A 13345-nucleotide genomic window follows, 5' to 3' on the forward strand; every position below is an offset into this window, starting at 1 on the left:
CGACGTCCCCAGTCCTTGTTGAGAAGGTTGGTGAAGTTGAAGATATCCAGCGTAAACTCCAGCCGCTGGCCATCTTCGAACGTCTCGTCGAAGAAGCTGCCGAAGATCTCCTGGCGGAACCGCAGGTCGATGACGTGCTCGAACGGCGTTCGATCATCGTTTCGCTCCATATATCCACCCCGGTTTTCCGACAGGGCGTCGATCCCGCTGACGAACGCATCGAGGGCTTGTGCCTGCTGGGCTGCCGTCACGGTCACGCCCCGAACGTTGGTGTCGACGAACTCGAGATTGCCGGCGTCTTCCGGTACGTAAAAGAGCGCCCGATCATCACCGCCGCCACCGGCGCCGACCAGACCGTCATCCGCACTGTTACCGATGATGTATGAGAAAGGACGGCCGGATTCTCCATTGTAAAGAAGCGAGAGCGAGGATCCGCCGATCTGATACGTGAACGTAGCGAGCACGCGGTGGCCGATCGAGAAGTCGGATCGGGATGTCCCGACGTTGTTGAGGCCGTTGACGTTCTCGATGTCCTCCCAGTTCGAGTTGATCTGCGAGGAGGTGCCGTCGTTGACGGTAAACGCGTCACCGTACGTGTAGGAGGCGGATCCGCTGAACGTCCCGTACTTCGTATCGACCTGGTTCTGCAGGCGGCCGGTGATGTCGTAGGCATATCCCTTCGACGTGCTACCGACCCGGTGAATCACGTCGTACCGCGAATCGATCAGCGCCTCCTCCGGGTCAATGTCGCCGTCCTCGTCCCGGTATGCCCAGATCGGGCGATTGTCGGGACCGTCGAGCGTGGCGTTCGCCGGTTTCACGTTTACGTTCGTGATCGTGAGGTTGCTGAGCGTGTTCGTGTATTGACCCTCAATCGTGCCGACGAAGCCGAACGGAAGACGCTGATCGATGCCCAGGTTGGTTCGAAGCACCTGAGGGTACTTGAAGTCATCCTCGAAGATCTCAAGTCGACCGCTCGGTGCCAGTGCTTCGGCCGTCAGGTCATCATCAAAGTTCAGCGGTGAGAGACCGTTTGACGGATCCGGCCTGAACGGGTTATTGCCGATGTTGAACAGGAATCCGTTGGAGACGCCGTTATTCAAGAACATGCCTCCGGGCCAGACATACGGCACGCGGCCCGTGAAGATACCGACACCACCGCGAATCTGTGTGGCGCGATCTCCCTGCACGTCCCAGTTGAATCCAAACCGCGGCGACAGCAGGAACTGCGCGTCGGGCGTCGCGCCCGGCTCGGCGCCACCGAGACTGTACCCATCAAAGCCGGCCACATCGGTGAGCGTCACATCCGTCACAACCGGATTGTTCGGGTCGGCTTCGACGTCGACCTCCTGCCCGGTCCGCACGGCCTCGAGCGTTGACTCGAACACGCCGTCGTTGTCGTCTACGCCGTCGTACTCATCACTGTAGAACGGCGGCTCGGTCGTAATCTTCGGCACGTCGAGACGCAGGCCGAACGTGAGCCGGAGGTTGTCCGTGACGCGCCATTCGTCCTGCGCGTAGATGCCGAGCTGGAAAGCGTTGAAGGCCTCGGCGTTGTTGGCGTTGTCGCCAAACTGTCCGGTCCCGTCCCGGAGATCCGGAATCGAGAAGCCGCGGAGCACGGTGCTCGAAGGCGCGGTCGCACCGCCCGGGAAATTCGACTGGCAGTAGTCGCTACCGCCCGATCCCGCCGCACAAACAGCCTGCAGGAAGTCATCCGGGCTGGAAAACTCGTACTGTCCGTAGTTGAATGGAATGAACGTGTTGAAAATCTCGTAGAACTCGTTGTGCGTCCCCACCGTGATGGTGTGGTCGCCCACGAAGTAGCTGAAGTTGTTCGTGACCGTGAATACGTCCTGCTCCAGCAGGTTGGCGGTTGAGAACGGCTCGGCGCCGAGGCTGATTTTGCCTGCGCCATCATCGATATCCACCGTCGGGAAAATCGCCGCCGCGTTTCGGTCATCCCGGACGCGGGTATAGCCGGCGATGAACTTGTTCGACATATTGTTGCCCAGTGTCGAATTCAGTTCGATGGCGGTCGAGTTCGTCGTGCTCGGAAACACCTCGGCGCGCGAGGTGAAGTTGATGTCATCGCCACCGCTTCGAAACTGGTCGGTGTTCTCGCCCTTCGTGTAGCTGTGACGGACCATGAGCCGGTGATTCTGGCTGATATTCCAGTTCAGCTTCGCGAATACCTTAGGGCTCTCGACAGTTGTCGTCTTGTCGCGGAAGGACCCGGGGTCGAAGTCCAGTTCCTGCTGCAGAACCGACGAGATCTGCTGGAACGTGTCTTCACCCGATGCGCCCGTATACGTGCCGGGTGCGTACGGCTGCGGCGTCGCCCGGTCCAGGTACTCCGCATTGACAAAGAAGAACAGCTCGTCCTGAATGATGGGTCCGCCCAGGCGGAAGCCGTACCGGTCGTCCGTGAATTGATTCAGGCGACCGCGGACACCGTCGGAGCCGGCAAGTGGATCGCGCCCTGTCAACCAGTCGCGGCGGCCGAAATAGTAGACCGACCCTTTAAACCGGTTGGTCCCCGAACGCGTGACGGCGTTGATGGCACCGCCCGTGAAGCCCGACTGCGTAACGTCGAACGGTGAGATCGAAACCTGAAACTCTTCGATCGCGTCGAGGCTGATCGGCGTGATGCCGGTCTGACCGCCGTTCGTGCCCTGGGCCGAGAGGCCGAACACATCGTTGTTTACGGCGCCATCAATGAAAATGGAATTGTAGCGATTGTTCTGGCCGGCAATCGAGATGGCCGGACCGTCGTCGTCATCGTTTTCAACGTACGCCTGCGGCGTTAGCCGGGTGTAGTCGGCCAGGTCTCGACTTAGCGTCGGAGCGGAGTCGATCTCGTCGGCGCCGATGCTGCGCTCGATGCCGGTCCGCTCGGCATTGAAGATGCCTCCTCGCTCGGCGGTAACCTCCACGCCCTCGAGCTCCTCGGTGGCGGGCCGGAGCTGGACATCCAGCTCATAGACCTGATTCAGGCTTAACTGAAGACCCGTCTGCGTGTACGGCTCGTATCCAACGAACGTGACGCGAAGACGATACGGGCCACCGACGCGCATATTGGGCAGCGTAAAGCGACCGTTCGGATTCGTCGTCGTACCGTACTGCGTACCGGATGGCTCATGCACGGCCACCACATTGGCGCCGGGGAGGGACTGACTGGCTTCATCGGTGACCTGACCGCGCATCGTGGCGGTCGTTACCCCCTGCCCCATCGCCGGCGCTGTGGACGCCAGCAAAAAGATGGCAAGCAGGATGGGAATCGTAGCCCATCGTTTCATCGGACTGTGTATGCTTTATGAGTAAAGTGGCAGGCATACACTCCCGATGACCTTCATCCATCTGTGGCCGGATCTACGTTACGTATACACCGCAGAAGCCCACTGACGCATAGTACTGAGCCGGCTCATTCGACCGCCGACCCCGGTCCACCGAGAGCGCACCAGTGAACATAAACCGCTGTCTCTCGGCTCTTCAATGAACCGAAGATGCATAACTATTTGATGATACTTTGGTAGCCCTCTCATATCACTATCGTCAACGTGGCGTCATGTCCGGATTTGACTTTCCGAAGTTTAAACCCACGATTACGCGATGCCGACGCTTCGTAACGGACCTGTTTCCTGATGTGCCGGCCGGACAGCCGTCCTGTATCTCAGGGCGCCTCTTGCGCCATCGCCTCGGTCTCCTTCAGAACGCGAAGGAGGTTGCCACCGAGGAGCTTGTAGACTTCTGCCTCCGAGTAGCCGCGCCGCAGCAGTCCGTAGGTCACGTACGGCAGGTCAGTCACGTCGTCCAATCCGCGCGGCAGGTCGAATACGCCGTCAAAGTCCGACCCGATGCCGACGTGGTCGATGCCGGCCACCTGCACGGCATGATCGATGTGGTCTACCACGTCGCCCCATGTGGCACCGGAAATAGAGCGTTCGCGCCGAATGTCGTAAACGGCCGACCACAAATACGCCAGTCCCCGACCCGAGGCGGTGAGACGACGGCGGGCCTCCTCGAACACGTCTGCGCCGAGGTGCGGGTTCACCATCGCGTCGAAGAAGTTGATCATGACGACGCCGCCATTCAGCGCGACGGCCCGCATCTGTTTATCGCTCACGTTCCGGACCGTGGGCGTCAACGCGCGACTCGATGAATGACTTACGATCACAGGGGCCCGGCTGGCCTCGATGGCGTCGAAAAACGTCGAGTCGGATACGTGTGCAAGGTCCACAACGACGCCAAGGTCGTTCATCGCCCAAACCATCTTTCGACCGAGGGGACTGAGGCCACCGTGCTCGGGTTCATCCTGCGAGCTGTCCGCCCACCGGTTCGTGTTGACATGCGTGAGCGTCACGTAGCGAATTCCCTGGCGCGCAAAGCTCTGCAGTGTGTCCGTGGATGCGGCAAGGGCGTGACCTCCTTCCAGTCCCAGTACGATCGCCTCTCTCCCCTCACGCGTGATTCTTCGCACATCATCGGCGCTTTGGGCGAGGTCAACACCCGGCGCTGCTCCAACCTGGCGGCGCACCTCTTGGATTTGCTCTCGGGCCCGGGCGACCGCCCGATCGCCCTCCCCGTAGTAGGGCGCGACGTATACAGCGAATACGGCCGCGTCCAGCCCTCCCTCGCGCATCCGCGGCAGATCAACGTGACTGCGGTTGCGTGAGTGCCGGCGGTCCAGACGGTACGCATCATCGACCATATGCATCGGGACGTCCACGTGCCCGTCCAGGACGATGGCGTTGAAATGGATGCGCAGTGCTTCGGCCCAGAGCGAATCGTCGACCACTCGGGCCGTCACGCGGGCCGCGGGCCAGGCAATGGTGTCGCCGTCAACCGACGCCGAAACGGGCTGATCGAGCGTATCGCGCGGGCCCTCGGGAGATGCATCGCCCGTGGTCTGGTCCGGCATCTGCGCCCGGCACCCGACAGCGGGCCATACGAGCAGGACGACAAGAATCAGGGAAAGCACGCGGGCAGACGCAGGCATGTCGGTCCGGCATAATGCGGAAGAAGGACAAGCGCCCGAACAGTGACGTTCAGAGATGTGAGCGCGGTCGACCCGGCGCATTTGCGTCATGCCAAAGCCCGCACCCTGCGGGTGCAGACGCTATGGCCTCGCTACTACGCAACCGACCCGATTCCTTACGATTACTGCGCCTCAGGAGGCGTCGCTTCCACAGACGTGGAGTCCGTCGTGTCCGATGCGGCGACCTGAACAGAAGGACGCACGGACCGGATGGCATTCTCAAACCATGTGATTCGGTCGTCCCCCTGCGACGCGGCGGCGATGTCAACATCACCGTCTCCGTCGAGGTCTACCGGCAGCACGGCGAGCGCTTCCGGCGCATCGCGGGTGATCATGTGGCGCGCTCCGAAGGTGCCCTCGCCGAGGTTTTCATGCCACGCGACGATACCGGACCGGAAGGAAGCAGACAGAACGTCATTGTCGCCGTCATGGTCTACATCCGCGACGGCGATGGATTCTGGCTCGTTCACGCTATCCGACACGAGCTGCGCTTCTCCAAAGGTTGCTGGGCCCGTGTCCGCAGAGTCGCGAGGGATCTGTCGGTACCAGACCACCCGGTCATCCGTCGCCGTGCTCGCGAGCATGTCCCGCAGTCCGTCGCCGTCTACATCATTGGCTGCAACGGCGATCACGCCCGTAGCGGCTTCGTCGACGATGTGGGTCGTGAACGAACCGTTGCCGGTGTTCTCGTGCCAGGCGACGGTGTCGTCGCGATAGTCCGCCGATGCTACGTCTGGGTCGCCATCGCCGTCGATATCCGCGACGATGACGGCTTCGAGACCGCCGAACGAACTGGCGATCGGCTGCGCCTCGGCAAACTTGAAGCCGCCGGACGCACTTCGATTTTCGAACCACACGATTTCGCCATCGATGCGCGACACCGCTACCACATCGAGCTGTCCGTCCCCGTTTACGTCCGCGGGCTGCGCCAGAAGCGCGCCCTTGACTTCGCCGGGCATCGCTATTGGTTCAGAAAAGGCCAGTTCGCCATCCGACGACACATTCTGAATGATGTACACGGCGTCGTCCCGGAAGGCGGCGGCGAGGACATCCATGTCTCCATCTGCGTCCATGTCGGCCGAGGACGCATCAATGGCCCCTTCCGCTCCATCCATCACAACGACCGGTTCGTCCCGGTTCAGGGAGAACAGGAGCACGCGGTGACCCGCATATGTGGCGGTCAGAAGGTCGAGAGTCCCGTCGCCGTCGACGTCGGCCGGGGCGAGCATCTGCGGGTCCCGGGGAGCGACGAAGACGCGGGCGGGCTCACCGGCGAAGGGGACGTGAATCCGAGCGGTGGCGGATGCGAAGTTGCTGTCGGGATCCATGACCGTGTGGCGAATCTCCGCGACGCCGGCAAACCCTTCCGCAGGACGGTACTCGATGCGTGCGCTGTCGACCTGCGAGACCGCACCGATGCTACCGGGGAGTGCCGTCACGGAGGCGAGGCGCACGCTACCGCCTTCCGGGTCCTGGTCGTTGGCGGTCACGTTGATCGTGACGACGTCGGCCTGCGTGGTGGCCAGATCATCGCCGGCAACGGGGGGCTGATTCGTTGGCTGGGCGGGAGCGCCACTCCCGAGGAAGGCCCACCATCCGCCGATGATCAGCAGAAGGGCAAGCAGAGCGGCGCCGCCGACCTGAAGTCTCGGGTCGGACAGCCGCTTCCGGACGATTGTACCCAGTGCCGCCGTTGTATCGGCGGGTGAACGCGTATCGGCGGCTGGACGATCGGCCGCACGATCAGAATCGACGGCTTCGTCGGTCGCGGACGTCGATCCGTTCTTCGAGGATGGAATCAGGAAGTCCGGATACTCGACGGTCTTTATGCGGCGCGCCATCGTCCGGGCCGTGGTCGTGGTCACCTCGCGGGTCCGGCTCAGGGCGTGGGTCGCTCCGTGGAGCGCACGGCGACCTGCCTTTTTCGCGGCACGTGAGGCATGGTGTAGGGCAACGGCAATGTCGGATTGCGCGGTCGCTCCCTCCGTCCCGGCAGCTGCTTCGGCCGCCGGGGACCGGCTGCCCTTCGACACAACGCCCGAATCTTCGGCCGGGTCGTTTCGACGGGTCCGTCTGGAGGTATCGGCGGTGCCGGTGGCGTCGGCTTCGGACGCGTCCGACGAACCCGCAGACGTCGCGCGAGAAACGCGGGTAGCGCGGCTCGCTTCTTCCTTCGCTGCCGGGATGGCGTCCCCGTCGGCTCCGTCGGCACTCACGGACACCGCTTCTTCCTGTTCGGATGCATCGGAGGCGAACGTTCTCGTTGCACCGCTACCGCTGGACGGACGAAACGAAGCGGACGTCCCTGGATCCGGCAGTTCGGGACCTTCCGTGCCGAACGTGACGTGAACGGCGGTCGGACTGTCCGGGGAGGCGCTGATCTCCGACTGCCAAATAAGATCGTGCAGCGAGACGTAATCGCCTTGACTTCCGCCGGTCGAGGTCGCCGTCGTCGTCAGCGTGGCCGTTCCGCCAGAGGAGGCGGCCCGGTCGGTACGGACGGCGCGAAGCCGGTGCGATCCGCGCGACAGGTTCAGCATCACGGTCTGTCCGGCCTCAAGAATCTCGGACACGCGGCCGTTGACGTAGAGCCGGCAGTCGGCATCGGTCCGTACCTGGACGACGGCCTCTCCGAGATCGGCCGGGGAGGGGTCGTGATCGTGAGGTCGAGGGTTTCCATCGATCCACGCTGCGGCCGTGATGCCGGGAGGCGGCGGAAGCAGGTCGCGGAAGGCTTCGATACTCTGCGGGCGGTTCTGCGGGAGAACCTCCAGTCCCGCGACGACGGCATCGTTAACCTGCTCAGACAGGCTGGGAGAAATTTCGATCGGCGGCACGAGATCTTCGTTCATCACCCGAGCCGGCGCCTCCGGTGGCTTGTAGCCGGTCAGGGTCCGATAAAGGGTCGCAGCGGACGCGTAGATGTCGGTCCACGGCCCCTGTTCTCCACGAGAGTGGTACTGCTCGTGAGGGGCGTATCCGCGCTTGAGCATCACGGACAGCGTCTGCGTTCGCTCGCCAACTGCAGCTCGTGCCGCGCCGAAGTCCAGGAGAACCACGCGCCCGTCTTCCGTGAGGTAGATGTTGGACGGGTCGATATCACGGTGAAGAACGCCGGCGTCGTGGGCAGCCTGCAGGCCGTCGAGGACGTCGTGGATGATGTAGAGCGCCTCCTCTTCCGGTAGCCAGCCTGACTGGGCTTCAATATATTCTTCCAGCGTGTAGCCCTCGTAGAAGTTCATCACGAGGTAGCCCGTCCCGTTCTCGCCGAAGAAGGTCCGCACCCGCACAATATTCGGGTGGTCCTCAAATTTGGCGAGTGTCCGCGCTTCCTGAAGGAAGCGTTGAAGACCGAAGTCGAAGTCCTGATCCTGCGCCGACGACCGCGGCACCACCGAGTTGGTATCGGTCCGGTCTACGGCGAGGTGCCGCGGGAAATATTCCTTCACCGCGACCGGCCGCTCCAGCAGTTCGTCAAAGCCGAGATACGTCACCCCGAAGCCGCCCGCACCGAGCACGCGGCCAATCCGAAACTGGTCCCGCAGCAGCGTGCCGGACGGAAGTGCGATCGGCAGCCGATCGCCAGCTTCATGAAAGATGTCGTCTCGATCCATACCTCCGCAGGAGGGTGTAGGTGAATACCCGCCGGGGCCGTGGCGGCGGAAAAGTGCAGGTGTACTGGTTAATGTATGATGGAGCCAACGGAGAATCACATATGCTCCGTTCCGCTCTCTTCGTCCAATCGCCCCATTATTACGTGTCTACCGACGGCGGTTCGAATACCGGCACCGGATCGGCGGCAGGTGGCGGCGGATTGTTGGAAGGCGGCGGGGAACCGCTTCACGCCGTCGGTGCAGGTAGGCGCACGCCAACACATCACTCGTCCGGTCCATCTCCCTACGAAGATCGTGCCACCAACGAAAGACGCCGGACCGTGGCCGGCCCGGCGCAGAAATTTGGTACATGCCTCACGTCGTGTCGCCAGAGCGTAGCTTTGGGCGACCGGTTGGTGAGGGGTCATGCGGCAACCGGATCAGCGTGATCGATGCGTGTGCCGAGCACCTCAAGGAAGGCCGCGATCCAAGCCGGATGCGCGGGCCACGCCGGGGCAGTCACCAGATTGCCGTCGGTAACGGCTTCGCTCATATCGACGTCCTCGTACGTACCGCCCGCGGCCTCAACCTCGGGAGCGCAGGCCGGGTACGCCGACAGACGCCGACCTTCTACAACATCCGCGGCCGTAAGGAGCTGTGCGGCATGACAGACGGCCGCGACCGGTTTGTCCTCATCGAAAAAGTGGCGGACGGCGTCCAACACGTCATCATTGAGACGCAGGTACTCCGGCGCCCGACCACCCGGCAGGACGAGCGCATCATATTCCGCCACGTCGATGTCGTCAAACGTCGCGTTGAGCGCAAAAAGGTGCCCGGGTTTCTCTGTGTAGGTCTGGTCCCCTTCGAAGTCGTGGATTCCCGTCTTCACGGTTTCGCCCGCCTTCTTGTCCGGGCAAACGGCATGTACGGTGTGCCCCACCATCTGGAGCATCTGAAACGGGACCATCGTCTCGTAGTCTTCGCCGAAGTCGCCGGCGATCATCAAGATCTTTTTGGCCATCGGTATACCTCTTTGCTTGTCGAGTGCGAACGGAGTCGTGTATCTACGGGCATGGGTATACACATCGTACCGCGCGGATGGGTTCATGCACCGACATCATCGGATGCGCGCTGCCGCACGAGGTACCCCCATGTTGAGGCTTTGTTACACTTCAGATCGATAAGGTTGAAGGTTCACCGGGGGGCGTGTGCGCAACTCGGTCGGGCGACGACCGCTGCAAAATTACCGTCACCGGTCACGCGGCAGCGGACGCCGTTGCGGATGTTTGCTCTTCCCAGCGCTGGGCGGCTTCGATGGCTCCGTCGAGAAAGCCCGGGTGGTCGCACGCGGTTTCTGCAGCAACGAAGTGGAGGCGGCCATTCCAGTACTCGCGCGACAACGCCGGGACAGCCGTCGGCTCGTCTACCCGGCAGGCGCTCCCCGCGGACGGTGTCGTCCGCGGCGCCCGCGACCAGTCCTGCACACGCACAGCCACCGGATCGCGCGCCGCCGGGCCATAGCAGTGGACGAGTTGCTCTACGATCCGCTTGCGGAAATCGTCCATGGATACACCCTGTTGCAGCGGCGGGCCGAACCCGAAGAGTCCGCCGGCTCCCCGGCTGCGTCCCCCGGAGGCCAGTGATGCGGGCGGGGTGGCGTCGTGCCAGTCGTGAATGGGGCCCACGAGGCTTCGCACGCGGCCGGACCATCCGTCCTCGCGCCAGAAGGGACGGTCGTACACGACGCCGGCCTTGAGACTGTGACTCATCCACGTGGGCGTGTGCCTGAGTGCGTCTTTGACGCCTGACGGCAGGGGACGGATGTCGATCGTATGCGCGACGAGGCGGGGCGGCACAGCGCAGGCGCATCTCGCTGCCTCGACGCTGAACGGCCCCTCGGAGCCGGTGCCCTCCACCCGAATGCCGTCCGGGCCTGCCTGCCGGATGCGATCCACCCGCATGCCGCAATGGACCGTTCCGTCCGGAATAACATCGGCCACGGCGTCTATGAGGGCCTGGGTTCCTCCTTCGATCCGCCATGACGGGGGCGGGGTGCTCGGCCAATCGACGTGTTCTACCGGTCGGTTGCGTCCGGATTCGAAGACGGCCACGCCGGGTTCGTACTGACGGATCCGTGCGAGGCTGAACCGATCGAGGACGCGTGGGACGCGGGTATGCTCCGCCCAGTGCCACGCCGCCCCAAGATCGACCCGTATGCCGCCTGCGTCCAAGCTCAGGCAACGACCGCCGACGCGTTCACCGGCCTCAAGCAAGAGGACGCTGTCTCCGGTTGCGGCGCAGCGGTGGGCCACCAGCAATCCCGCCACGCCGCCGCCGATGACGACGACATCCGCGGATGTGGCAGGGGAGCGAGGCATGGAGACGAGTCGACGTCGGTAAGAAGCCGGAAGGAGCCCGGCGCGGTCGGTGCTTACACCGTCTCCTTCGTCGGGGCCGAGAATTTCTTCTCAAGCATCGCGTCGATGCTGTACCGCCCCGGTCCCGTCAGAAGCAGAACGACGAACACGGTCAGCATCTCCGTCGCGTGCCACGGGCCGCCGGAAATCGTGCCCGTGATGTGGCCGGTCGCCGCCACGACCATGGTTATGATGAGGAGACCCAGGGCCGGGCGCGTGAGCAGGCCGAGCATGACGAACAGGGCGCCTGCGAATTCCGCAAACGACCCCATGAAGCCCCAGAATGTGGGCCAGAACGTGATGCCGAGAGCCGACATGTTCTGGCCGAGTCCCATCCACTTCTCTGGACCGCCGAAGAGTTTCTCGTAACCGTACACGAAAACAAACGAGATGCCGATGCCGATGCGGAGAATCAACAACGCTGCATCAACGGAAGACCACCGGGACGTATTCATCGTTCAATCTGATCGAATGGGACAGACGGGGAAAGATCCAACCGCTTCAACAGGTCGATGCAAGCCCGGAACTCCGACGGGGTTGGCCCGCCGACCTGCTTATCCGAGAATTTTGTCGGCGCTGTATTTACCGGGACCGTAGAGAGCAACGGCGAGGAAGCCGATCAGGTAGACGATGGCGGTCTCCGGGCTACCGTTGCCAGTCACGATGTGCATCGTCGCGGCCATGGTCATCGTCAGGACGACGAGCAGCGAAGCCGGGCGGGTGACGAGGCCGACTGCGACCAGTAGGGCGGCGACGAACTCCGAGATAGCCGCCATGAAGCCCCAGAAGGCTGGGGCGAAGTCGAGCCCGATGATGCCCATCACGCCCCCGACTTCTGCCCATTTCTCCGTGCCGCCCGTGATTTTGCCCCAGCCATGACCGATGGCCATGTACAGGCCGAATACGACACGAAGGAGGAGTAGCGCGAGATCCGGATACGTTTTCAGCTTATCGCCAATCATCTTGAAGATAGTTCAGGGGGAGGGAGTGAGGGGTGAGAGCAAACGGCACGACGGAATCGTGCGCTGTGAAGGCTTGAGGGTAGGTACCGGTGGCGAGCCACGATGCCGTCAGTCGATTTCCCAGGTGTTGCCCCGGCGAAGGAGTTCGTCCAGGTCGCCGGCACCGCGCTTCTCGGTAATGGCTTCGATCTGCTGGTGAAGCAGGTCCTCGTAGGTGGGGCGCTCCACGCGGTACAGGACGCCGAACGGACGCGGCAGGTCCTCACGCCAGAACATGCGCCCGATGATCGTCGCCATTTCTTGGTTCGTTTCGTCGTATACGAGGCAGTCATCAGCCGACCACTGGCCATTCGTCAGGTCCACCGGCTCCGGACGGAGCCCGTCCAGACGAATGCCTTTTGCCCCATTCGCGTACGTCAATGGCTCGCCGTTGTCCACGAAGAGCGCGCGGTCGGACTTGGTCTCTTTCTCCGTAAACTCGAAAAAAGCACCGTCGTTAAATATATTGCAGTTCTGGTAAATCTCCAGAAACCCAGTGCCGTGGTGGTCATGCGCGGCCCGCATCATCTTTTTCATGTGCTTCGGATCGCGGTCCATCGTCCGACCGACGAACGTCGCATCCGCGCCGAGGGCGACCGCAACCGGATTGAACGGCTGATCGATGCTGCCGTACGGGGTACTCTTCGTGACCTTGCCCACCTCCGATGTGGGGCTGTACTGCCCCTTGGTGAGGCCGTAGATCTTGTTGTTGAAGAGCAGGATCTGAGTGTTCAGGTTGCGGCGGAGAATATGGATCAGGTGGTTGCCGCCGATGGAGAGCGCGTCCCCGTCCCCGGTCACGATCCAGACGTCAAGCTCGGGATTCGTCGACTTCAGCCCCGTCGCGAAGGCAGGGGCACGGCCGTGGATCGAGTGCATCCCGTAGGTGTCCATGTAGTATGGAAACCGTCCCGAGCAGCCGATGCCACTAATGAACACGATGTTCTCTTTCGGCACGTCCAGGTCGGGCAGCAGGCGTTGCACCGTCGACAGGATTGCATAGTCGCCGCAGCCGGGGCACCAGCGGACGTCCTGATCGCTGGAGAAGTCCTTTCGCGTCAGTCCGCCGCCATCCCCGCTCATGCCGGGCGGCATCTTTGGTTTCTTCGATCCAGGAGGACCTGCGGGCTTTTTGCCGGGCTTCTTCGCACCCGGAGGTCCGGCCGGCTTCTTCGCTCCGGGCGGTCCCGCCGCTTTCTTTGCGTCGGGCGTCTTCGAACCGGGTTTTTTAGCACCGGGCGGTCCGGCGGGTTTACGGGTGCCGGCCGGGCTCGAACCCGACGACGACCCGTTCTG

Annotated in this window: 8 protein-coding genes; all 8 read right to left on the bottom strand. The window is 62.8% G+C overall.

Features of this window, described 5'->3' with window-relative positions; genetic code table 11:
- On the bottom strand, window positions 1-3299 hold a 3299-nt coding region (locus ACFCU0_RS04010; protein ID WP_434972376.1), incomplete at its 3' end, for a TonB-dependent receptor.
- Window positions 3300-3673: 374 nt separating this feature from the next.
- A complete protein-coding gene (locus tag ACFCU0_RS04015; RefSeq protein ID WP_434972377.1) occupies window positions 3674-4999 on the bottom strand; it encodes a dipeptidase in 1326 nt (441 codons plus the stop codon).
- A gap of 161 nt (window positions 5000-5160) precedes the next feature.
- Window positions 5161-8652, bottom strand: coding sequence for an FG-GAP-like repeat-containing protein (locus tag ACFCU0_RS04020; RefSeq protein ID WP_434972378.1), 3492 nt, complete (start codon window positions 8650-8652; stop codon window positions 5161-5163).
- Window positions 8653-9055: 403 nt separating this feature from the next.
- Window positions 9056-9652, bottom strand: coding sequence for a DJ-1/PfpI family protein (locus ACFCU0_RS04025; RefSeq protein WP_434972379.1), 597 nt, complete (start codon window positions 9650-9652; stop codon window positions 9056-9058).
- A 235-nt stretch (window positions 9653-9887) separates the two neighbouring features.
- Window positions 9888-11009, bottom strand: a complete 1122-nt coding sequence (locus ACFCU0_RS04030; RefSeq protein ID WP_434972380.1) for a flavin monoamine oxidase family protein — start codon at window positions 11007-11009, stop codon at window positions 9888-9890.
- Window positions 11010-11062: 53 nt separating this feature from the next.
- Window positions 11063-11503, bottom strand: a complete 441-nt coding sequence (locus tag ACFCU0_RS04035; protein WP_434972381.1) for a DoxX family protein — start codon at window positions 11501-11503, stop codon at window positions 11063-11065.
- 99 nt (window positions 11504-11602) lie between these two features.
- Window positions 11603-12010 carry a DoxX family protein gene (locus ACFCU0_RS04040; RefSeq protein ID WP_434972382.1) on the bottom strand — a complete coding sequence of 136 codons (408 nt, stop codon included), beginning with the start codon at window positions 12008-12010 and terminating at the stop codon, window positions 11603-11605.
- Window positions 12011-12118: 108 nt separating this feature from the next.
- The gene (locus ACFCU0_RS04045; protein WP_434972383.1) at window positions 12119-13144 is read right to left on the bottom strand and encodes a 2-oxoacid:ferredoxin oxidoreductase subunit beta; all 1026 of its coding nucleotides are present in this window, start codon (window positions 13142-13144) and stop codon (window positions 12119-12121) included.
- Between the last annotated feature and the right edge of the window lie 201 nt (window positions 13145-13345).

It is taken from the genome of Longibacter sp. (genome assembly GCF_051155795.1).
Classification (GTDB): domain Bacteria; phylum Bacteroidota; class Rhodothermia; order Rhodothermales; family Salinibacteraceae; genus Longibacter.

Excerpts from the sequence above, each read along its gene's own strand:
- ACFCU0_RS04015 (WP_434972377.1), bottom strand. The coding sequence starts at position 4,999 with ATGCCTGCGTCTGCCCGCGTGCTTTCCCTGATTCTTGTCGTCCTGCTC.
- ACFCU0_RS04020 (WP_434972378.1), bottom strand. The coding sequence starts at position 8,652 with ATGGATCGAGACGACATCTTTCATGAAGCTGGCGATCGGCTGCCGATC.
- ACFCU0_RS04025 (WP_434972379.1), bottom strand. The coding sequence starts at position 9,652 with ATGGCCAAAAAGATCTTGATGATCGCCGGCGACTTCGGCGAAGACTAC.
- ACFCU0_RS04030 (WP_434972380.1), bottom strand. The coding sequence starts at position 11,009 with ATGCCTCGCTCCCCTGCCACATCCGCGGATGTCGTCGTCATCGGCGGC.
- ACFCU0_RS04035 (WP_434972381.1), bottom strand. The coding sequence starts at position 11,503 with ATGAATACGTCCCGGTGGTCTTCCGTTGATGCAGCGTTGTTGATTCTC.
- ACFCU0_RS04040 (WP_434972382.1), bottom strand. The coding sequence starts at position 12,010 with ATGATTGGCGATAAGCTGAAAACGTATCCGGATCTCGCGCTACTCCTC.
- ACFCU0_RS04045 (WP_434972383.1), bottom strand. The coding sequence starts at position 13,144 with ATGCCGCCCGGCATGAGCGGGGATGGCGGCGGACTGACGCGAAAGGAC.